The 19,442-nt window shown below is 74.2% G+C and carries 20 protein-coding genes and 2 pseudogenes; 11 read left to right on the forward strand and 11 right to left on the reverse strand.

The genetic code is table 11. The features are described 5' to 3' along the window. Positions 1–39 precede the first annotated feature (39 nt). The 3 genes from U6N30_RS14900 to U6N30_RS14910 form a co-directional block, all read right to left on the reverse strand. A complete protein-coding gene (locus U6N30_RS14900) occupies positions 40–489 on the reverse strand; it encodes a C-terminal helicase domain-containing protein (protein ID WP_324277880.1) in 450 nt (149 codons plus the stop codon). Then, positions 384–2,159: an SNF2-related protein gene (locus U6N30_RS14905; protein WP_324277881.1), complete on the reverse strand. Its 1,776-nt coding sequence runs from the start codon at positions 2,157–2,159 to the stop codon at positions 384–386. Before U6N30_RS14905 ends, U6N30_RS14900 begins: the two co-directional genes overlap by 106 nt. Positions 2,160–2,801: 642 nt before the next feature. Then, positions 2,802–3,548, reverse strand: coding sequence for an alpha/beta hydrolase (locus U6N30_RS14910; protein WP_324277882.1), 747 nt, complete (start codon positions 3,546–3,548; stop codon positions 2,802–2,804). 83 nt (positions 3,549–3,631) lie between these two features. Between U6N30_RS14910 and U6N30_RS14915 the strand changes: the two genes are divergently transcribed. The 4 genes and pseudogenes from U6N30_RS14915 to U6N30_RS14925 all read left to right on the forward strand — a co-directional run bounded on the left by U6N30_RS14915 (position 3,632) and on the right by U6N30_RS14925 (position 6,435). After that, on the forward strand, positions 3,632–4,480 hold the full coding sequence (locus U6N30_RS14915) for a tryptophan 2,3-dioxygenase (RefSeq protein WP_324277883.1): 849 nt from the start codon (positions 3,632–3,634) through the stop codon (positions 4,478–4,480). A 91-nt stretch (positions 4,481–4,571) separates the two neighbouring features. Then, a pseudogene (locus U6N30_RS14920) lies at positions 4,572–5,405 on the forward strand (aminotransferase class V-fold PLP-dependent enzyme); the annotation flags it as partial. 155 nt (positions 5,406–5,560) lie between these two features. Then, positions 5,561–5,722: a kynureninase/PvdN C-terminal domain-containing protein gene (locus tag U6N30_RS33905; RefSeq protein WP_422678072.1), complete on the forward strand. Its 162-nt coding sequence runs from the start codon at positions 5,561–5,563 to the stop codon at positions 5,720–5,722. Between the two features lie 92 nt (positions 5,723–5,814). Next, positions 5,815–6,435, forward strand: coding sequence for a hypothetical protein (locus U6N30_RS14925; protein ID WP_324277885.1), 621 nt, complete (start codon positions 5,815–5,817; stop codon positions 6,433–6,435). Positions 6,436–6,444: 9 nt separating this feature from the next. Here U6N30_RS14925 and U6N30_RS14930 read toward each other — a convergent pair whose 3' ends face one another. The 3 genes from U6N30_RS14930 to U6N30_RS14940 all read right to left on the reverse strand — a co-directional run bounded on the left by U6N30_RS14930 (position 6,445) and on the right by U6N30_RS14940 (position 8,582). Then, positions 6,445–6,879 carry a hypothetical protein gene (locus U6N30_RS14930; RefSeq protein WP_324277886.1) on the reverse strand — a complete coding sequence of 145 codons (435 nt, stop codon included), beginning with the start codon at positions 6,877–6,879 and terminating at the stop codon, positions 6,445–6,447. After that, on the reverse strand, positions 6,855–7,643 hold the full coding sequence (locus U6N30_RS14935; protein WP_324277887.1) for a hypothetical protein: 789 nt from the start codon (positions 7,641–7,643) through the stop codon (positions 6,855–6,857). The genes U6N30_RS14930 and U6N30_RS14935 overlap by 25 nt, the downstream gene beginning before the upstream one ends. 195 nt (positions 7,644–7,838) lie before the next feature. Continuing rightward, positions 7,839–8,582 (reverse strand): IclR family transcriptional regulator, encoded by a 744-nt coding sequence (locus U6N30_RS14940; RefSeq protein WP_324277888.1) that lies wholly within the window; start codon positions 8,580–8,582, stop codon positions 7,839–7,841. A gap of 331 nt (positions 8,583–8,913) precedes the next feature. Here U6N30_RS14940 and U6N30_RS14945 point away from each other — a divergent pair, with 331 nt between their 5' ends. The 3 genes from U6N30_RS14945 (at position 8,914) to U6N30_RS14955 (ending at position 11,020) form a co-directional block, all read left to right on the forward strand. Then, a complete protein-coding gene (locus U6N30_RS14945; RefSeq protein ID WP_324277889.1) occupies positions 8,914–9,747 on the forward strand; it encodes an FAD-dependent monooxygenase in 834 nt (277 codons plus the stop codon). Beyond that, complete coding sequence (locus U6N30_RS14950) at positions 9,744–10,541, forward strand: FAD-dependent monooxygenase (protein WP_324277890.1); 798 nt, start codon at positions 9,744–9,746, stop codon at positions 10,539–10,541. The genes U6N30_RS14945 and U6N30_RS14950 overlap by 4 nt, the downstream gene beginning before the upstream one ends. Before the next feature lie 77 nt (positions 10,542–10,618). Further along, positions 10,619–11,020: a DoxX family protein gene (locus U6N30_RS14955; protein WP_324277891.1), complete on the forward strand. Its 402-nt coding sequence runs from the start codon at positions 10,619–10,621 to the stop codon at positions 11,018–11,020. 9 nt (positions 11,021–11,029) lie between these two features. On the opposite strand, the pseudogene U6N30_RS14960 reads toward U6N30_RS14955, so the two are convergent. The 5 genes and pseudogenes from U6N30_RS14960 to U6N30_RS14980 all read right to left on the reverse strand — a co-directional run bounded on the left by U6N30_RS14960 (position 11,030) and on the right by U6N30_RS14980 (position 15,278). Continuing rightward, positions 11,030–11,541 (reverse strand): annotated as a pseudogene (locus tag U6N30_RS14960) (UGSC family (seleno)protein). Further along, complete coding sequence (locus U6N30_RS14965) at positions 11,538–12,935, reverse strand: thioredoxin family protein (protein WP_324277892.1); 1,398 nt, start codon at positions 12,933–12,935, stop codon at positions 11,538–11,540. The pseudogene U6N30_RS14960 and the gene U6N30_RS14965 overlap by 4 nt, the downstream one beginning before the upstream one ends. An 82-nt stretch (positions 12,936–13,017) precedes the next feature. Next, positions 13,018–14,508, reverse strand: a complete 1,491-nt coding sequence (locus tag U6N30_RS14970; RefSeq protein ID WP_324277893.1) for a SpoIIE family protein phosphatase — start codon at positions 14,506–14,508, stop codon at positions 13,018–13,020. Next, a complete protein-coding gene (locus U6N30_RS14975; RefSeq protein WP_324277894.1) occupies positions 14,505–14,765 on the reverse strand; it encodes a hypothetical protein in 261 nt (86 codons plus the stop codon). Before U6N30_RS14975 ends, U6N30_RS14970 begins: the two co-directional genes overlap by 4 nt. Positions 14,766–14,897: 132 nt before the next feature. Beyond that, positions 14,898–15,278, reverse strand: a complete 381-nt coding sequence (locus U6N30_RS14980; protein ID WP_324277895.1) for a hypothetical protein — start codon at positions 15,276–15,278, stop codon at positions 14,898–14,900. Positions 15,279–15,879: 601 nt separating this feature from the next. Here U6N30_RS14980 and U6N30_RS14985 point away from each other — a divergent pair. From U6N30_RS14985 to U6N30_RS15000, 4 genes are read left to right on the forward strand one after another with little or no spacing between them, the layout of a single operon-like run. Beyond that, positions 15,880–16,992, forward strand: a complete 1,113-nt coding sequence (locus U6N30_RS14985; protein WP_324277896.1) for a hypothetical protein — start codon at positions 15,880–15,882, stop codon at positions 16,990–16,992. Next, the gene (locus U6N30_RS14990) at positions 16,989–18,053 is read left to right on the forward strand and encodes a phosphatase PAP2 family protein (protein WP_324277897.1); all 1,065 of its coding nucleotides are present in this window, start codon (positions 16,989–16,991) and stop codon (positions 18,051–18,053) included. Before U6N30_RS14985 ends, U6N30_RS14990 begins: the two co-directional genes overlap by 4 nt. Before the next feature lie 13 nt (positions 18,054–18,066). Continuing rightward, a complete protein-coding gene (locus U6N30_RS14995; protein WP_324277898.1) occupies positions 18,067–18,639 on the forward strand; it encodes a hypothetical protein in 573 nt (190 codons plus the stop codon). Beyond that, the gene (locus U6N30_RS15000) at positions 18,621–19,421 is read left to right on the forward strand and encodes a lysylphosphatidylglycerol synthase domain-containing protein (RefSeq protein WP_324277899.1); all 801 of its coding nucleotides are present in this window, start codon (positions 18,621–18,623) and stop codon (positions 19,419–19,421) included. Before U6N30_RS14995 ends, U6N30_RS15000 begins: the two co-directional genes overlap by 19 nt. Positions 19,422–19,442: the final 21 nt, after the last annotated feature.

A 19,442-nucleotide genomic window follows, 5' to 3' on the forward strand; every position in this document is an offset into this window, starting at 1 on the left:
CGGCCGCAGCGCGCCCCGTCGGCCAGGCCTCGGCTAGGGCTAGGCCGCCGTCAGGGCGTCCGTCAGCAGCGCGACCAGTGCCTCGAGCTGGACGTCGGTCGAGGAGGACACCTCCTCGTCGGAGCCGTCGAGCGCGCGGGCGGCGAGCCCCGCCTTGCTGTCGATGAGCTCGGCGATCCTGGAGTCGATGGTCTGCGCGGCGATGATCCGCCAGGCGGTGACCGGTTCGCTCTGGCCGATGCGGTGGCTGCGGTCGATGGCCTGGGTCTGCTCGGCGTCGGTCCAGGAAAGCTCGGCGAGGACGATGTTCGACGCGACCTGGAGGTTGAGGCCGACGCCCGCCGCCGTCAGCGAGCAGACCGCCACGGCGACGTCCGGGTCGTTCACGAACGCGTCGATGTTCTTCTGCCGCGACGTGGGCGTCTGGTCGCCCCGGATCGACGAGAACCGGACGCCCTGCCTGGTGAAGGTCTCCTCGGCGGCATCCATGACGTCCACGTGCTTGGCGAAGAAGACGACCTTCCCGCGCTGCGCGCCAGCTGCGCCGCGTAGTCCGCGGCGAGACCGGCCTTCGCCCGGCCGATGCGCCGCATCATGCTGAAGACGTTCTCGCCGGCCTCGCCCGTGGTCGCGTCCTTGAGCTCCGACCGGGCCACCCGGCGCACGAGGTCCCGATCGATCCCCTCGACCACGTCGCCGGACCGGTTCGCCAGCGCGGTCTCGTACCGCGTCACCATCCGCCGGGCAAGCTCCTGCTCCGCCGCCCGGATCGACCGGCCGGCCGCCCCGTCGAGCTCGACCGGCAGGTCGGCGATGCGCCGGGCGGGAATGTCGGCGGCGACGTCGACCTTGCGGCGCCGGACGATGCCCAGGTCCACCACGCACCGACGGGCGGCGGCGTAGAAGCCGAAGTCGGCCGGCGTCAGCCCGGTCTCCTCGAGGGCCTCCATCAGCTCGCCGAGCGGCTTGCTCTCGTCGATCCAGCCGAGGAACTGCCAGATCGCCCGGAAGTCGTCGATGTCGTTGATCAGCGGGGTGCCGGTGAGGGCCATCATCAGCGGCCGGGCGAAGCGCGACCGGATGCGGTCGGACAGCTCCAGGACGTGCTGCGAGCGCTGGGAGCTCTTGTTCTTGATGAAGTGGGCCTCGTCGACGACCATGCCGCGGAAGCCGAAGTCGCCGAACCAGCCGACGTGGCGGTCGAGCACCTCGTAGTTGACGACGACGATGTCGGCGAAGCCGTCGATCGAGTCGCCGTTGCCGTGCACGACGGTGGTCGGGCGGTGAGGGGTCCAGATGCCCGCCTCGCGCGCCCAGTTGGTCTTGACGACGCTCGGCACGACCACGAGCAACGGGTAGGCGTTCGCCGCCTCGGCGGCCAGCAGCGCCTGGGCGGTCTTGCCCAGCCCCGGCTCGTCCGCGAGCAGGAAGGTCCGGTGCCCGTCCGCGGCCGCGGCGACCACCTGCGCCTGGTGCGGCATGAGCTCCCGGCCCCCGCGGCGCGCAGCGACGACGGCGCGGGCAGGGGCATGAGGGCCGCGTCGCCGCCGCCCGCCCGCTCGAACGAGTTGAGCAGCGGCTCGATCAGCTCCCACCCGGCCAGGCGACGGGGGCGCGCCGCGGTCGGCCGGACGGCATCGAAGTCCGGGGCCAGGAACGGGTTGGCCAGCTGCCGCGAGATGACCGACTGCGGAACGACCCGCCGCTGGGGGCGGCCGGGCTCGCGGTGGGTTCGGCCGGCGGCGCCTCCTCCGGGGCGGCTCCATGCCGACGGCCCGCAGCATCTCGCGGGTGAGCGTCCGGGCGGCGTCGGAGACGACGGCGTCCTCCGCCAGGAGCGACAGGAGGCCGGTGTCCCGCACGGCCGTCTTGGCGAGGATCGTCGCGACCCCGTCGAGGCGCTTGAGCTGCTCGGCCCGGCGGGCGTCGCCGAGGCTCTCGTCGGCCTTGACCCGGGTGTGCTCCTCGCGCATCAGCAGGGCCACGGCCTGGAACTTGGTGCGCACGGCGGGCGTCACCCGGCCGCGCTGCACGGCTGCCTCGACCTCGCGGACGGCCCGGGCGATGACCGAGATGACGTCGTCGCGATCGCGCCCGCGCCGCTGGTCCCGCGGCGCCGGGCGGCGGGTACTGGTCTGGCGTTGGCCCCGTCGAGCCAAGGCCACCTCCTCTGAGATCCCCGGATCGGTTGCGGCGGCTGGATGCCGCACGCGGTCAGCGAGTCCGGGTCGGTGCATGCCGCGACCGGATGGCACGAGTGCCGTCCGTCCGCGAGTCGGCCCCACGGATCTCCGAGAGATCGATGCCTCGGGGCCGGACGGCCCGCCAGCGGTGAGACCTGCGGTCATCGGGCGATGGCCGGGCACCGACCGCGGAACGCGACTCGCCACCGGACGAGCGGACTCGCCTGGGCTCGGTGCCGTACCGATGGTAGCGCTCCCGGGGCGGCCGGGCCCGAACCGGCGGACCGGTGCCGACCCCGCGAGTCGCCACGGCGGCATCGCCGCCGATCCGCAGGGCCGTCCGCGACCGACCGAGGACCGACGACGATGCGACGGCGACGAGGCGCTGGTTCACTCCTCGCATGGTCGAACCGCTGCCAGGCCCCGATCGGGAGATCGATCCGAACGAGCCGGTGCCCGATGATCCGGCCGAACTGCTGCCCGACGCCCCGGAGCCGCTGCCACCTCCGCCGATCGAAGCCAGCCCCGACGACCCCGGGGGCGACCCGGGCGGTGTGCCGGAGCCGGCCTGAGCCGCCGGGCACGGAGCCTGCGGATCACCGCGCGGGCGCACGACGGTCAGCGGAGGTCCTCCAGGGCGGCGAGCACCGTCGGCCAGGCGGCGCTGCGCGGATCGATCAGGGCGAAGTGCCCGCACTCCACCGGGGTGAGCACGGCATCCGGATGCCGGCGCAGGTAGGCCTCGCTCACCTCGACGGGCACGACGGCGTCCCCGGTCCCGTGCACGATCCGGACCCGTCCCGCGGGCGTCGGCAGCCGCGCCGGGTCGAGGTCCGGCCGCGCGCCGGCGTCCTGGCCCAGGAAGGCCGGCACGGCGTCGCCGTCCAGCCGCAACTCCTGTGCGCGCCGCAGGTCCGCCACCGGGGCCAGCGCCAGGACCCCGTACGGGGCGGAGGCGGGCTCGAGGGTCGCGGCCGCGTGCAGCGCCAGGTGCCCGCCGGCGGAGTGCCCCACGAGGACGAGGCGCCGTCCGGCGAACTGCGGCTCTCCGGCGACCGCCCGCACCGCGGCGTGCACGTCCTCGACCGCCAGGTCCGGTCGGCCGGGGCTGCGCCGGTACTCCGGCGTCACGGTCGGCCAGCCGGCGGCCGCGAGCGCCTCCGTCATGGGCCGCACGTGCACCCGGTCGAACGCCGGCCGCCAGAACCCACCGTGCACGACCACCAGGAGCGGCCGGTCGGCCGGGGCATCCGGGGCGAGACGGACGTCGGCCGGCTGGTCGCCCGTGCCGTACGTCAGGACGGCGTCGGGCGCCGACGCCGGGCGGCTCAGGACGGACCGGTCCTCGGATCCGCGCGTTCCCATGCGCCCAGTAGTACCCGATCGGTCGATGACGCCTCGGCGGGATGCCGGACGGGGATAGCGTCCAGGAGGACGAGGGAGGCGCCATGACGATCGAGGACGGCGTCCGCGCCATCGAAACGGGTGTGGCGACGGACTTCACCGCGCGGATGGACTACGGCGGCTACCTGTCGCTGGACACGCTGCTGTCGGCACAGAACCCGATCAGCGACCACCGGGACGAGCCGCTGTTCATCGCCGCGCACCAGACCACCGAGCTGTGGCTGAAGCTGGCTCTGCACGAGCTGCGCGGCGTCCGGGCCGATCTCGACGCCGACGACGTCCGCCGGGCGCGCAAGGGGCTGGCGCGGGTCAAGCACGTCTTCCGCACGATCACCGACCAGTGGTCGGTGCTCGCGACGCTGACCCCGAGCGAGTACACCGAGTTCCGCGGCGTCCTCGGCAACGCGTCGGGCTTCCAGTCCTACCAGTACCGGGCCGTGGAGTTCGTCCTCGGCAACAAGAACGAGCGGATGCTGACGCTGGTCCGGTCGCGACCGGAGGCCCACGACCTGCTCGCGGAGCTCCTCGACTCGCCCACCGTCTACGACGCCTTCCTCTCCTTCCTCGCGCGCAGCGGGCACGACGTCCCACGGCACCTCCTCGACCGCGACGTCCGCAGGGCCTGGGTCGAGGACGCGTCGCTGCTGCCGGTGTTCACGGCCATCTACGAGGACACGACGGCCCACTGGGCGGAGTACGCCATGTGCGAGGACCTGGTCGACCTCGAGGACGCCGTCCAGCTCTGGCGCTTCCGCCACCTCCGGACGGTGCAGCGGACCATCGGCTTCAAGGTCGGCACCGGCGGCAGCTCCGGGGTCGACTTCCTGAAGCGGGCGCTGGATCTGACCTTCTTCCCGGAGCTCTACACGGTGCGGACGCACATCGGTGCCTGAGGACGACGCCGGGCGGCTGCCCCAGGAGTTCGTCGAGCTGGCCGCGGAGCTGGACGAGCGCGACCCGCTGGCCGCCTTCCGGTCGGAGTTCATGCTGCCCGACGGGGTGCTCGCCTACCTCGACGGCAACTCGCTGGGCCGCCCGTTGCGGGTCACGGCCGAGCGCCTCGCCGGCTTCGTGGACGGCGAGTGGGGCGAGCGGCTCATCCGCGCCTGGGACGAGACGTGGCTGGACCGTCCCACCGCCGTGGGCGACCTCGTCGGTCGGGTCGTGCTGGGCGCCGCGCCCGGCCAGACGGTGGTCGCCGACTCGACCACGGTCCTGCTCTACAAGCTCCTCCGGGCAGCGGTGGACGCGCGCCCGGACCGCTCCGAGATCGTCGCGGACACCGAGAACTTCCCGACCGACCGCTTCGTCCTCGCCGCGGTCGCCGCCGAGACGGGCCGGACGATCCGCTGGATCGAGCCCGACCCGGCGACGGGCGTGCACCCGGACGAGGTGGCAGCGCTGCTCAGCGACCGCACGGCACTTGTGCTGCTCAGCCACGTCGCCTACAAGTCGGCCTACATCGCCGACCTGCCCGCGATCACGGCCGCGGCCCACCGGTCCGGCGCCCTCGTGCTGTGGGACCTCTGCCACTCCGCCGGCGTCACCGAGGTGGGCCTGGACGCCGCGGACGTGGACCTCGCCGTGGGCTGCGGGTACAAGTTCCTCAACGGTGGCCCGGGCGCGCCGGCCTACGGCTACGTCGCCCGCCGGCTCCAGGACGAGCTGACGCAGCCCGTTCCGGGCTGGATGGGTCACGCCGAGCCCTTCGCCATGGGCGGTGCCTACGTGCCGGCGTCCGGGATCCGGCGCTTCCTCAGCGGTACGCCGCCGATCCTGGGCATGATCCCGATGCAGGACATGCTGGACCTGATCGAGCGGGCCGGCATGCCCGCGGTGCGGGACAAGTCGGTCCGGCTCACGGAGTTCGCGATCGCCGTCGCCGACGAAGTCCTCGCTCCGCTCGGGGTCACGGTGGCCTCCCCCGCGACGTGGACCGCCGGGCCGGGCACGTCACGCTCGAGCACGACGCGATGGCCGCCGTCGTCGACGAGCTCTGGCAGCGGGGCGTCATCCCGGACTTCCGGCGGCCCCGCGGCCTACGGATCGGGCTCTCGCCGCTGAGCACCAGCTTCGGCGAGCTGGCGGCGGCCCTCGGCCACGTCCGGCAGGTCCTGGCGTCGCAGCACCGCTGACCCACCGACGGTGTTGCCCCCGGCTCCGCGGTCCAGCAACCTGGGCCGGTCGGCGTCGCCGGCGAACACGAGCTCCGCCGAAGGGAAACGGCATGTACGCGCGGTCGACGACGATCCACGGCAACCCGCAGTCCGTCGACGAGGGCATCGCCGTCGTCCGGAACGAGGACATGCCCGCGGTGCGGCGGCTGGACGGCTGCAACGGCCTGTCCATGCTGGCCAACCGCACCACCGGCCGGTGCATCGTGACGACGTCGTGGCGCGACGAGGCCGCGATGCGAGCCAGCGAGGACGCCGTCCGGGCCTCCTCTCAGCGCACGGTCGAGGTGCTCGGCGGCGACGTGCAGGTCGACGAGTGGGAGATCGCTGCCATGCACCGGGTGCACGAGTCCCACTCCGGCGCCTGCTCCCGGGTGACCTGGATGCGGACCGACCCGGAGGCGGTGGACAAGGCGGTCGACGCCGTCCGCCTCTCGCTCATGCCGAAGCTGGACGACCTGCCCGGCTTCTGCAGCGTCAGCGTCATGGTGCGGCGCAGCGAGGGCATCAGCGTCGCGACGGTCTCCTACGACAGCTGGTCCGACCTCGAGCAGGCCGCCGAGGGCGCACGCGAGTTCCGGGAGGACTTCGGGCCGTCGCTGGGTATCGAGGTCACCGACACCGCCGACTTCGACCTCTCCATCGCCGACCTGCGGGTGCCCGAGAGCAGGTGACCGCGGCAGCTACGCCGCGACGACCGGCGCCAGCCGGAGCTTCGTCTTCAGATCGGTCCGGCACAGGGCGTGGAGGAAGCAGGTCTGCTCCCCCATGTCCACGAACGTCCGGGCGAAATCCGCGTCCTCCCGGGTCTCGAGGTAGACGTGCGTCTCGACGGGGTCTGCGGCGCCGGCCCTGCCGGTGCCACCGGAGGCACCGCCGACGGAGAAGTGGGTGTCCTGGATGATCCGGTACCGGTCCAGGCGCTTCCGGGTGATCGCGGCGTACCTGCCGAACTGCGTCATGAAGCAGAAGGCGATCCCGGCCGAGACGAGCGTGGCCGCGTCCGGCGCCCGACCCCGCCCTCCTGAACCCTCCGGCTCGTCGGACAGGAGACGGAAGCGCGAGCCGCTCGGCTTGTGCAACTGGACGTCGATCACCTTGACGCCGTCGGCGCGCACCGTGCAGACGCCGCGTACGTGCAGGGTCCGCTTCTGCTCCGCCAGCAGGCTGGAGCCGGTGCCGCCCTCCCCTCGTGCCGTTCCGCGGAGCCGGCCAGCCGCATCAGCTCGGGGGCCTCGTCCGGGCCGTCCACGGAGACCTCGTCGTACCGGTCCGCGGCGTCGGCCGGGGCGGGCGAACCCAGTGCCGCCACCCGCGCCGGCTCCAGCGGCTCCCCGTTGTGGGTGAGCGTGAACAGGCTCGTGCTCCGGCCGCGCAGCAGCCCGTTGAGCGGGGAGGCGTCGATCGCATCGGCACCCAGACTGCGGAGCGTCCCCACGTCGGCACCGGCGTCGGCCTCGATCGTGAGCTCGGGCGGCAGCGCGCCGCCGATCATCGTGCCCCGGAGCGCCGAGCCCTCCATCGTGTAGACGTTGTCCAGGGTCAGCCGCAGGCCGTCCAGGCGGAGCCCCCGCTGGGCCGCGAGGGCCAGCACCTCGTTGGCGTAGGACGCGACCATGCCGGCGGTCAGGAAGGCGAGCGGGAACGGGGCCTCGTCGTGTCCGGCGAGGTAGGGGCCCTCGTCCGAGGTGAGCCGCCAGCCCGTCCCGCCCGCGCTGGAGACGACCAGCGCCTCCTTCTGCATGCCCGCCAGCGACCGGACGAACGTGCGGACCGCCACGTCCCGTCGCGCCGTCGGCGGGACGAGACCGTAGCGAGCCGGCTGGTCGAAGGCGAAGAACCGGGGACGGTGGTCGTCCCCCAGCGTGTTGGGTGCGGTCATCTGGTCATCCGTCCCTTCGCGGCTCTGGTCCCGAGGGGAACAGAGGGGATCGCGGTGCGTGGGCGCGTGCCGGCTGCATCGGTCGACGGCGCTGTCCGTCGACCGGGCCACCACGCTACCCAGCACTCGCGATCCGAGACCGCCTCACCCACGCCGGGTGCACCGATACGGTCACCGACCGCGGGGCCCACGGCGCTAACCGATGGTGTCCAGGTCCCGCGCGACGGCGTCGGCGGCCTCGGCCAGGGCACTCGCCCAGGCCGGCGACCGGTCCCGGGAGTACCGGGCGGAGGGCGCGGCCAACGAGAGCGCGGCGCCGCTGACCCCGCCGGCGGGCGGGACCGCCACCCCGACGGCGATCAGGCCCGGCTCGGTGGCCTGGTCGTTGACCGCGTACCCGCGGCGCCGGATCACCCGCAGCTCCCGCTCCAGCCGGGCCGCGGTGTCCGCCGCCAAGGCTTCGACGACCGGGGTGAGCCGCTCGGCGTCCAGCGTGGCCAGTACCGCCTTGCCGCCCGAGCTCAGGTGGGCCGGCAGGGCGCGGCCGGTGCGGTCACCGACCCGGAGGACCTGGTCGCACTCGACCGTCGCGACGAAACGCACGTCGCCCCCGGCGAGAACCATCGCGTTCGCCGTCTCCCCCATCGCGTCGACCAGCGTCCGCAGGTGCGGCAGGGCGGCGTCGCGCAACCGGGTGACCGGCGCCTGCTGCTGCCGCCCACGGCGGAGCACGGGACCGGCGGTGTAGCTGCGGTCGGGTAACTGCTCCGCGAAGTCCCGGTAGACGAGCATGCCGAGCAGCCGGTGGGCGGTCGAGACCGAGACGCCCAGGCGGGCGGCGACGTCGGTCACCCGCATGGCGCCCTCCTGCTGCAGCAGGCTCGCCAGCAGCAGCGCGGAGTCGACGGAGGCGATCGCGTACGCGGGACGATTCTTCACCGCAGAAAAGTCTATCCCTCGCTCCGGGAAGCGCGGCACCGTGGGAATTGCCATTCCACCGACGGATGTCAGGGGACGACAGACGTGCAGTTCTACCTCGACGGCTACCGGCCCGGCGATCCGTTCGTCGCGCAGCCGCACCCTCTGTCGCGGACCGGCCGGACGGCCTGCCCGAGGAGGTCGACGTCCTGATCGTCGGCTGCGGTCCCGCCGGGATGGTGCTGGCCGCTCAGCTCGCCCAGTTCCCCGAGATCCGGACGGCGATCGTCGACCGGCGCGACGGCCCCTGGCCGTCGGCCAGGCCGACGGCGTCGCCTGCCGCACGGTGGAGATGTTCGAGGCGTTCGGGCTGGCCGACCAGCTCGTCTCGGAGGCCTACTGGGTCAACGAGGTGGGCTTCTGGCGGCCCGACCCCGAGGACCCCTCCCGCATCACGCGGACCGGGCGCATCCAGGACGTCGAGGACGGGCTCTCGGAGTTCCCGCACGTCATCGTCAACCAGGCCCGGATGCTGGCCTACCTGCGCGACTCCATGGCGCGGTCGGCCAGCCGGCTCGAGCCGTGCTACGGGCTGCAGGCCGCCGACGTGCAGGTCGCCCCGGACGGGAAGGCCCCGGTGACGGTGACCCTGCGCCACGTCGCGGACGGCCAGGAGACCGGTGAGATCTCGACGGTCCGCGCCCGGTACGTGGTCGGCTGCGACGGCGCCCGCAGCGCCGTCCGGACCTCGATCGGCCAGGAGCTGGTCGGCGACGCGATGAACTCCTCCTGGGGCGTCATGGACGTCCTCGCCGTCACCGACTTCCCCGACATCCGGCTCAAGGCCGTCGTCCACTCGGCGGACCAGGGCAGCCTGCTGATCATCCCGCGCGAGGGCGGCTACCTGGTCCGGCTCTACATCGAGCTGGACCAGGTCCGGGACCGCGACATGCTCGACGCCCGCAGCGTCACCCCGGAGAAGCTCGCCGCGGTGGCCAACCGGATCCTGCACCCCTACGCGATCGACGTGAAGAGCGTCGGCTGGTGGTCGGTCTACGAGATCGGCCAGCGGCTCTGCAGGAAGTTCGACGACGTCCCCGCCGAGGAGATGCCGACCCAGCTCCCCGGGTCTTCATCGCCGGCGACGCCTGCCACACGCACAGCGCGAAGGCCGGACAGGGGATGAACGTGTCGATGGCCGACGCCTGGAACCTCGGCTGGAAGCTGGCCGCCGTCCTGCGCGGCACCGCGCGACCCGAGCTGCTGCACACCTACTCCGACGAGCGGCAGCAGGTCGCCCAGGAGCTCATCGACTTCGACCGCGAGTTCGCCCGCATGATGAGCGCCAGGAGACCCACCTCGCCCGACGACGACGGCGCGGAGCCGGGCGCGTTCCAGGCCCACTTCGCCGCACAGGGCCGGTTCACCGCCGGCGTCGCCACCCGCTACGGGCCCTCGATGATCACCGGGACGGGCGAGCACCAGCAGCTTGCCGGCGGTTATCCGGTGGGGATGCGCTTCCACTCGGCGCCGGTGGTGCGGCTGGCCGACGCCAAGCCGATGCAGCTGGGACACGCCGCCCGGGCGGACGGCGCCTGGCGGCTCTACGTCTTCGCCGACGCCGCGGACCCGTCGTCGGAGGTATCGCGGGCCCGGGCGCTGTGCGAGCACCTGGCGTCGGAGAAGTCACCGCTGGTCCGCTTCACCCCGGCCGGTGCCGACCCCGACTCGGTGATCGACGTCCGCGCCGTCTTCCAGCAGGGGCACCGGGACCTGGACGTCGGCCGGCTGCCGGCGGTCCTGCTGCCCCGGAAGGGCAGCTTCGGGCTGATCGACCACGAGAAGGCCTTCTGCCCCGACCCGAAGGCCGACGACATCTTCGACCTGCGCGGCATCGCGCGCGACCAGGGCGCCATGGTGCTCGTCCGGCCGGACCAGTTCGTCGCAGCCGTGCTCCCCTCGATGCCCACGGGGAGCTGACGGAGTTCCTGTCCGGCGTCCTCGTCGACGCCCGGTAGGCCGGCCGGCCCGCGACGGCGCCCGGCTACGGTGCGACCATGCCCTCCGTCGCCCGCACCGTGGCCCGGCTGCTCCTCGGCACGGCCATGGTGGGCGCAGGAGTGCTGCACCTGACGGTCCAGCGGCAGGAGTTCCAGGCGCAGGTGCCCGAGTGGTTCCCCGTGGACGAGGACCTGACGGTCCTCGCCTCGGGCGTCGCCGAGATCGCCCTGGGCGCGGCGTTCGTCGCGTTCCCGCGGAAGCGCCGGCTCGTCGGTGGCCTGCTGGCGGCGTTCTTCGTGGTGATCTTCCCCGGCAACATCGCCCAGTACGTCGAGGGCACCGACGCCTTCGGCCTCGACACCGACACCAAGCGGCTCGTCCGGCTGTTCTTCCAGCCCCTCCTGGTGCTCTGGGCGTTGTTCGGCGGCGGCTGGTTCCGGCGCACCCGGCAGGACTGAACCCCGGGGCTACGCCGTCAGCGCGGCGACCACGTCGGGGTAGACCTTCTCGGCAGTGAGGCGCAACTCGTCGTCGGTCCGGTCCTGCACCGGGTGGGGCACCAGGACGAACGGGGCCGGGAAACCGAGCGCCTCCCCTGCAGCCGCGCGGCCTCGGCGAAGGCCTCGCTGGCGAGGAAGAGACCCACCACGCCACGGCGCTCGAGGTCGGCGATGTCGTGCACACTGCACGACGTGCACGAGCCCTAATCGGCGAGCGCCTCGATGACCACCTCGCACTGCTCGGCGATCTCGTGCCGCAGGTCGACCGGGGCGGTGCGGGCGAACGTGGGCTTGCGGTACCGGCGGACGTGGACGCCGTCCGCGGTCAGCAGCTGCTCCAGCCGGTCCAGGACGACGTCGCCGCGGGCCTTGCTGATGTCGAGCAGGCCGACGGTGCGGCCCGCCAGCGCGGCCGGTCGGGGCAGCAGCTCCCGCACCGCGGTCCGCTGTTCCCCGGTCGGGTCCAGGACGGTTCTCATGCGCGCACCTCTCTGGTCACCGGGGCGCTCCCGGTCTCACCGGACACCCACCCACCGACGATCGCGCTGAACAGACCGGCGTCGCCGCCGGCGTGCACCACCAGCAGCCCGCCGGGGCGGAACTTGGGCAGGTCGACACCGGCCAGTGCTGCGGGAACGCCCTCGGCGATGCCCGCCGCACCACGGAGCAGCTCGTCGGAGGGCAGGGTGAGCAGGCCCGCCAGCTCGGCGAGCAACCGGACCCGGTCCCAGCCGGCTTCCCGGAACACCCGCCCGTGCTCCGGCGAGACGACGAGCATCGCGTCGAAGGCCATGGGCAGCTTCGGGTGCGCGGTGACCCGCAGGCAGGCCGCGAACGTCCGGGCCAGGGACTCCGGGGTCCGGCTCAGCTGGTCGACGACGGGCTGGACGCCGGAGCCGGCGAAGAGGGTGACCGCGTCCCCGGGGACGCCGCGCTCGGCGGCGAGCGGCGCGAACGGGCTGTCCTGCTCGCGCTCGGCGAAGCAGAAGGTGAGCTTGCCCGGGTTGCCCAGCGTCGCCCGGTCGACCCCGCCGGGGCGGCCTCCGCCGACGTTGCGGACGACCAGCTGCAGCGCCCTGCCGATCGTGGCGTTGGGCCGGTTGCCCTGGCCGAGCGCGTTGACGCCGCTGTTCATCCCGATCCGGCGCGCGACGGGGCCGTTGACGACGACCAGCGGGCCGGAGAAGTACGTCGTCGCCAGCAGCCCGTGCAGCGCGAACTCCTCGGTGCAGGCGGCCTCCAGGGCGGCCAGGACGACCGGCAGGTACTCGGGCAGGCAGCCGGCCATCACCGCGTTGACGGCCACCTTCTCGACCGTGCATTCCACGAGGTCGGGCGGGACGACGGCCACCACATCGGCGGGGTTCCGCGTCGTCCCCCGCAGCATGCGCAGCACCCGCTCGGGCGTCGGCGGGACGACGGGCAGTCCGTCGGTCCAGCCCCGGTCGAACATCGCCTCGTGCTCGTCCTCGAGGTCGGCCAGCTCCACCCGGCGGCTGCCGAGGCCGCTGCCGCCGTAGCGCGCCTCCAGGACGTCGATCCGGAAGGGGTCCACCGACAGCGACCCGCAGCCGGGGCGGTGCTCGGGCAGCCCCGGCCCGAGCCCGGTCAGCCCGGTGAGGGACTCCCAGTGCTCGCGGCTCCAGCCCACCACCCGGGCGGCCTCGACGCCGCCGTCGATCCGCATCAGCGTCGGGACGGTCTCGATGCCGAGCCGGTAGGACAGCTCCAGGGCGGTGTCGTCGCCGTCGAACCAGTCGGGGTCGTCCTGGCACCAGACCGCCGCACCGAGCTCCCGCAGCACCGGCTCGACCAGCACGCACGTGGGGCAGTCGCGCTTGACCACGGCGACGAGTCCGTCCGGCAACCGCACGCCGTCGACGCTAGCCCTCCTGGCGCGCCTCCGCCGCGCTCCGTGAACGGCAGCCAGGAGACGCGAGGATCCGCCGCGCGGGTCAGCCGGCTGGGGCGTGGTGCGGCGGGTAGCTCAGTTCGAACCAGACCGTCTTCTCGACGGCGTGCCGGCGCCGGCGGGCACCCCAGCGGTCGGCCAGGGTGCTGACCAGCTGCATGCCGCGCCCGCCTTCCGCGGTGACGGGAGGGGTGAGCAGGACGGGAAGCCCCGCCTCGGTGTCCGTGACACCCACCCACAGGCGCCCCTCGTCCGGGAAGGCCTGGATCTCCACCACGAAGTCGTGTCCACCTGCGTGCCGCACGACATTGGTGACCAGCTCGGAGACCAGCAGCACGGCCGTCTGGCACGACGCGGCCGGAACGCCGTCCAGGGCGTGGCCGACGTAGGCACGGGCGGCAGGGATCGAGTCGGGCCAGGCGGAGAACGACCGGGAAGGCATCTCAGGCCTCCGCCAGGCCGAAGCGTGCGGCCAGGCCCAGGACTTCGATGACGCGGCGCACCGGCTCGCTCGCCGAACGGGTCCGGACCTGCCCGAAGTGGTTCGCGATCCGCACGAGCACGGCGATGCCGGAGGAGTCGAGGAAGTCCAGCTCCCCAGGTCCAGCACCACCGGTTGCGGCGGGCGGGCCAGCGCCTCGGCCAGCGGCCCGGCCACGGCCGGCAGGCTGGCGAGATCCAGTTCGCCGGCGAGGTGGAGCACCAGCTCGCCGTCGGAACCCGCACGGACGTCGAGCCGCGCCCGCGGCCCATGGGTCAGTTCCATCGCAACCCCAGCAGCACTGTGTCGTCCTGGTTGTCTTCGGTGGTGAGGTCGGCGAGCAGGCCGTCGACCATCTCCGCCAGCGGACTGGACCTGGCTCCGGACGCAGCTGACCGCAGCCTCTCCAGCCCGGTGTCGATCGTCTCCCCCGGCGTTCCACCGCGCCGTCGGTGAACGCCAGGAGGGCGGCCCCCTCCCCACCGTCACGACCGCGGCGGGCGGCGGCATGTCGTCCGGGAGCCCGACCGGGGGCGCCGTCGGGCACTCCAGCAGCGTCGCGCCGTCGGCGGTGAGGAGCACCGGGGCGAAGTGTCCGGCCGAGACCAGGCGCAGGCGGCCGGCGCTCGCGTCCAGCTCGCCGAGCAGCACCGTGGCGAACTGGTGGTCGGTCTCGATGTCCAGCAGGCCGCGCAGCTTGGCCATCACGACCTCGATGTCGTGCCCCTCGGACACGAAGGCGCGGACGGCGAACCGCAGCGCGGCCATGGTGGTCGCCGCGGGCAGGCCGCGCCCGGAGATGTCGCCGACGACGAAGACGCAGCATCCCGGAGCGCGCGCGATGACGTCGTACCAGTCGCCGCCCACCTCGAGCTCGTCGACGCCGGCGACGTACCGCGCGGCGACCTCCACCCCGCCGATGTCGGGGACGACGGGGAGCAGGGCGTGCTGCAACGTCCCGGCGATGCCGCGCTGCTGGCGGTAGAGGCGCTCGTTCTCGGCGGCCAACCGCTCGGCGATCAGCCTGCGCCGGGACACGTACTCGACGGTCATCCCCCGCCCACGGCCAGGGCCACGCCGACGCCCAGCACGATCCACGGCAGCGCTGCCGAGAGCGCTCCCGCCAACGGGGTCTGGGATCTGCCGACGATGGTGATCTCGGTGTTGCCGAACTCTGCGGTCGTGGTCTCGGTGTCCCCCTCGATGGGGGCTGGCGCGGTGGCCTGCAGCAGGGTCTCCGGACCGACCTCGTCCCCCAGGTACAGCGCGAGATCGAGGCCGTGCAGCGGCGATCCCTCCGGCACGGTCACCTGGCGGTCCGACGGCAGGGGGACTCCGCGTAGACGAGCAGGTCGGTGTTGTCCTCGGCCGGCATCAGCGCGTACGCCAGCCGGTCCGGCTCCCCGGCACGATTCCCAGGATCACGAGCTCACCGGTCGGGCTCAGCTCCCCGAACGTCTCCGCCGGGTCGCCCTGGAGCAGCGGTTCGACCCCTGGACGGCGACCCGCTCGGGTCCGTCGTCGGTGATCCGCCACAGCGACAGCGACTGGCCGGTGTCGGCCAGTTGCGTGTCGGCGAACCGCGCGAACGCGTCCGGGTCCGCGTCGGTCGCGACCGCGACCAGCCCCATGTCCGACAGCTGGACCTGCAGCACCGCCGCCTGGTTGCTCAGCAGGGAGCCGACCTGGGCGAGCTGGCGCCGGAGCAGCGATTCCTCGCTGTTGTCGTTGACCTGCCAGGTCAGGAAGCTCAACGCCACCGTGAGCGCCAGCAACAGCATGGCGACGACGGCACTGAGCTGGCGGGGCGCGGTCCTGAACATGTCCCACGCAACCTAGCCGGTGGGCGGCGTGGCGGCTGGTGCCCCGCCGTGGGCGGCCGCAACCAGCGGGGCCCGATTCCGGCGCGGTCTCAGGGGTTCCGGGCCGGACCCGTCCGAGCGGGGCATCGACCCGTTCGGCCCGGCCTCGCGCCGGGTGGCCGTGCACGTCCTCGACCGGTGCCCGGCCGGAGCTGGACCGAGCGTCCAGCCAGGCCTGCCACTCCGACCGCTCCCCTGATCCCGAACGGATCGTCGCGACGAGGAGGAAGGCGACGCCGAGGACGACGACGAGCACGAGGAGCGTCGCGATCTCCTGCCAGCCGAACAGCGGCGGGACGGTCATGCTGCCGGGGGCGGCGGGGTCAGCTCGGGCGCCATGGGACGAGGGTGCGCCCTGCCGACGCCTGCCGGGTGGTCGGGAGCCGGCGTCCTCACTCGCCCGGGCGACGTTCGGCAGAGAAGGCGCCGCGGGGCCGTCGTCGCCGGTCCGGGCCGGGACCCAGCCCCTCCGGGTGACCCCGGCCCGCTCCCCGGCCCGGAAGCCGATTCGGAGTCGTAACGTTCTGCACTCGTACCGTAACTCCGTGATGAGGCAGGTGGGATGAGCGTCGAGCTGCACGCCGAGGACGGGGCCGCCGTCCCGGCACGGGAGCCGGTCCAGGAGACCGGTCCGCGCGACCGGGCCCGCCCGCACGTGTCCGGCGATCTGCCCACGGTGCTCGGGACCGGGCCCATGTTCCGTCGCACCGTGGCCGGCTACGACCGGTTCCAGGTCGACACCTACGTCCAGTGGGCCGAGGACGAGCTCGCCACCGCCGACCGCGAGCGCGAGCACCTGCTCGCCGGCCACGTGCGCACGCGGGCCGAGCTCGACCAGGCGCGTGCGCTGCTGTCCCACTCCGCGGCCGGCGGGCAGCTCCTCACCGTGTCCCGCCGCATCGGGTCGATGCTCGCAGCCGCCGCCGACGAGGCCCAGACCATCGTCGCCGAGGCGGAGAACCACCGGTCCGTCGCCTCGGCGCGGGCCGAGGTGCTCGCAGCCGACGCGCACCGGGTGCTCGCCGACGCCGAGCAGGAGGCCGCGCGGCGACTCCATCAGGCGACGGCCGAGGTGGCGGCGATGGCCGCCGAGGCCGCCCGGCTGGTCGCCGACGCCGAACGGACCGGCCTCGACGCCCGCGCCGAGGCCGCGGCCCGGCTGGCGACGGTCCGGCAGGTCGAACGCCGCGCCGCGGAGGGTGCCGAGGAGATCCGGCGGTCCGCCGTCGCGGACGCGGAGGCGGCCCGTCTCGTGGCGCGCGAAGAGGTCGTCGGCATGCTCGGCGTCGGCCGGGAGCAACGGCGACGCGCCGACGTCGAAGCGGCGGCCGTGCGGGACCGCCTGGACCGCGACGCCGCGGCACGCCGCGCCGTCCTGCTGGCCGAGGTGGCCGACCTCGAGCACCGGCGGGACGCCCTCCGCGCCGAGCTGGACCGGGCGGCCAGAGCCGCGGCCGCTCCGCCGGGCAGCCGCCCGGCCGGCGTGCGTTCCCCTCGCGTGGCTCGGCGAGCGCATCGGCCGGCACACGGCGGCCTGGGGGCCAGCCGGTGGCCGGGCCGCGCCTGCGGGGGCCCGTCACCGGAGGCGCACGGCGGCCTGACGGCGCAGGGAGCACGCTCGGCGGATCGGAAGACCTTGCCGGGCCACCGCGTCTCCAGTGCACTGTCGGTGTGACGGCCCGAACGCTGACGCACGGGGCGACCTCGACTGCACGAGAAGGCCTGCACGGCCCCCGTGCCGTCCAGCGGCACCCCGTCGACCTCGTCCGCGTGGTCCTCGGGCTGTCCGTCTTCGGGATCGGCTTCCTCGTCGCGCAACGGGGCGAGCTGCCGGTTCTCGAGCGGGACCTCTTCCGCATCGTCAACGACCTGCCGGAGATCGTCTTCCCGGTCGTGTGGGCGGTCATGCAGCTCGGCAACGTCATCGCCGTGGCCGCCGTGGCCGCGATCGCTGCGCTCACGCGGCGCATCCGGATGGCGCGCGACCTGCTGGTGTCGGGTTCCCTGGCGTACCTGGCGGCCGACCTGGTCAAGAGCGTCGTCGGGCGGGAGCGCCCGGCCGGCCTGGTCGACGCGAACCTGCTCGACGGCAACGTCGGCGGCATCGGCTTCATCTCCGGGCACGCCGCCGTCGCCGCGGCGCTGGCCACCGCCGCGGTGCCGTACCTGACGCGCCGGGGTCGCCGGGTCGCCTGGGCGCTGGCCTGGACGGTGGCGATCGCCCGCGTCTACGTGGGGGCGCACCTGCCGCTGGACATCCTGGGTGGGGCGGCCGTGGGATGGGCCATCGGCTCCCTCGTGCACTACGCCTTCGGCGTGCCGCGCTGGGAGCCCGTCCCGGCCGCGGTGGCCCTCATGCTGCGCCGCTTCGGGCTCCCCGTCCGGGACCTGCGCCCCGCCGACGTCGACGCGCGCAGCTCGCACCCGTTCACGGCGATCGACGACGACGGTCGCCGGCTCTACGTGAAGGTCCTGGACCCCGACCGCTTCGAGCGCGACTGGCTGTACCGCCTCTACCGGCTCATCGCCGTCCGGGACGTCAAGGACGCGGACGCGGTCGCGCCCCTGGGCCAGCAGGCCGAGCACGAGGCGGTGGCCGCGATGACCGCCCGGGAGCGCGGTGTCCGGGTCCCCCGGTGGTCCTGGCCCGCGGTACCGACCGTGGCGGCGTCGTGGTCCAGGAACACGTGGCCGGCCGCAACCTCGACGACCTGCGCCCCGAGGAGGTCACCCTGACCTGCTCGCCCGGGTGTGGCGGCAGGTGTCCCGCCTGCGCGCCGCCCGCGTCGCCCACCACGACCTGGTCGCCGCCAGCGTCCTGGTCGACGAGAACGGCGAGCCCTGGCTGGTGGACTTCGGGAACGCCCTGACCGGCGCCGACGACCATGCTCTGGACGCCGACGTCGCCGAGCTGATGGCCTCGTTGTCGCTGTGCATCGAGCCGGCCATGGTCGTCGGGTCCGCACTGGACGTGCTCGGGCCCGACGTGGTCGCCGCGGCGCTGCCCAGCCTCGCCCCGCTGCCGCTGTCGGCCGCGACCCGGGCGGGTGAGCGCGCGCGCCCCGGCCGGCTGAGCGCGCTGCGCCGCGAGGTCCGGCGGCGGCTGGACCTGCCCGACCCGCGCCGACCCCAGTTCGGTCCGGCCGGCCCCGCCGCCCGGGTGGCCGTAGGGGCGGGCGCCGCGCTGATCCTGGTCGGCGTCCCGTTGCTCGGCGGGGCCACCGCGGTCGTCGGCTCGGTCGAGGTCGGGGCTGGCGGTGGCTCGGCGGCGCCCTCGCCCTGGGGATCCTGGCGCGGGTCGCGTTGGCGGCCGCCGCCCTGATGACCGTGGAGCGCCGGATCGCGCTGGGCCGCACCGTGGGCGCCGCCATGGTGGCCGACGGCGCGAGCCTGCTGCGCGGGCGCGTCGGCTGGCGACGGTCGGCCGCGCGGTACCTCGAACGCGCCGGGGTGCTCCCGGCCGCCGCCCGACGGTCGATCGACCGGTTCGTCGCCGGGGCCATCGCCGCGGCGGCCGTCGTCGCCGTCGGCACGTTCGTCCTCGCGGTCGTGGAGGACCGGCTCACCGGGTGGCGGACCCCCGAGTCGCTCGTCCCCGTCCTGCTCCTCGGCATCGTGGCGTGGGCGCTGGTCCTGCTGGGGCAGTGGCTGGCCGCGGGCCGCGGGCCGGCGGGCGGTCCGGCCGTCGCCGAGGAACCGGCGCGGCACGTGACCCTGACCCTGCGGTCGGCCCTCACCTGGCGACGGGCCGGGAGAGCCGTCCCGCCCGGGTGGAAGTGGTGGCCCCAGCTCGGCTGGACCACCCTCGGGGTGGCCCTCGAGGCCGGCACCCTGGCGGCCGCCGTGCACGCCGTGGGCGGCGCCGTGCCGGTGCTGGCGACCGCCGCCGTGTACGGCGCGCTGCACCTGCTGTGGTCGCTGGTACCGGCGACCGGGCTGCCCGGTGCCGCCGACGCCGCCCTGCTCCTGGCCCTGACCTCGCTGGGCGCCCCGCTCGCCAGCGCGTGCGCCGGCGTGCTCGCCTTCCGTCTGCTGTCCTACTGGCTGCCGGCCGGGCTGGGCGCGCTGCTCGCGGCCCGGTTCGAGCACCGCTTCGTCACATGACCCCCGGCGGGTGGCAGTCCG

Origin of the sequence: Blastococcus brunescens, assembly GCF_035320885.1 — a bacterium.
Classification (GTDB): Bacteria; Actinomycetota; Actinomycetes; order Mycobacteriales; family Geodermatophilaceae; genus Blastococcus_B; species Blastococcus_B brunescens.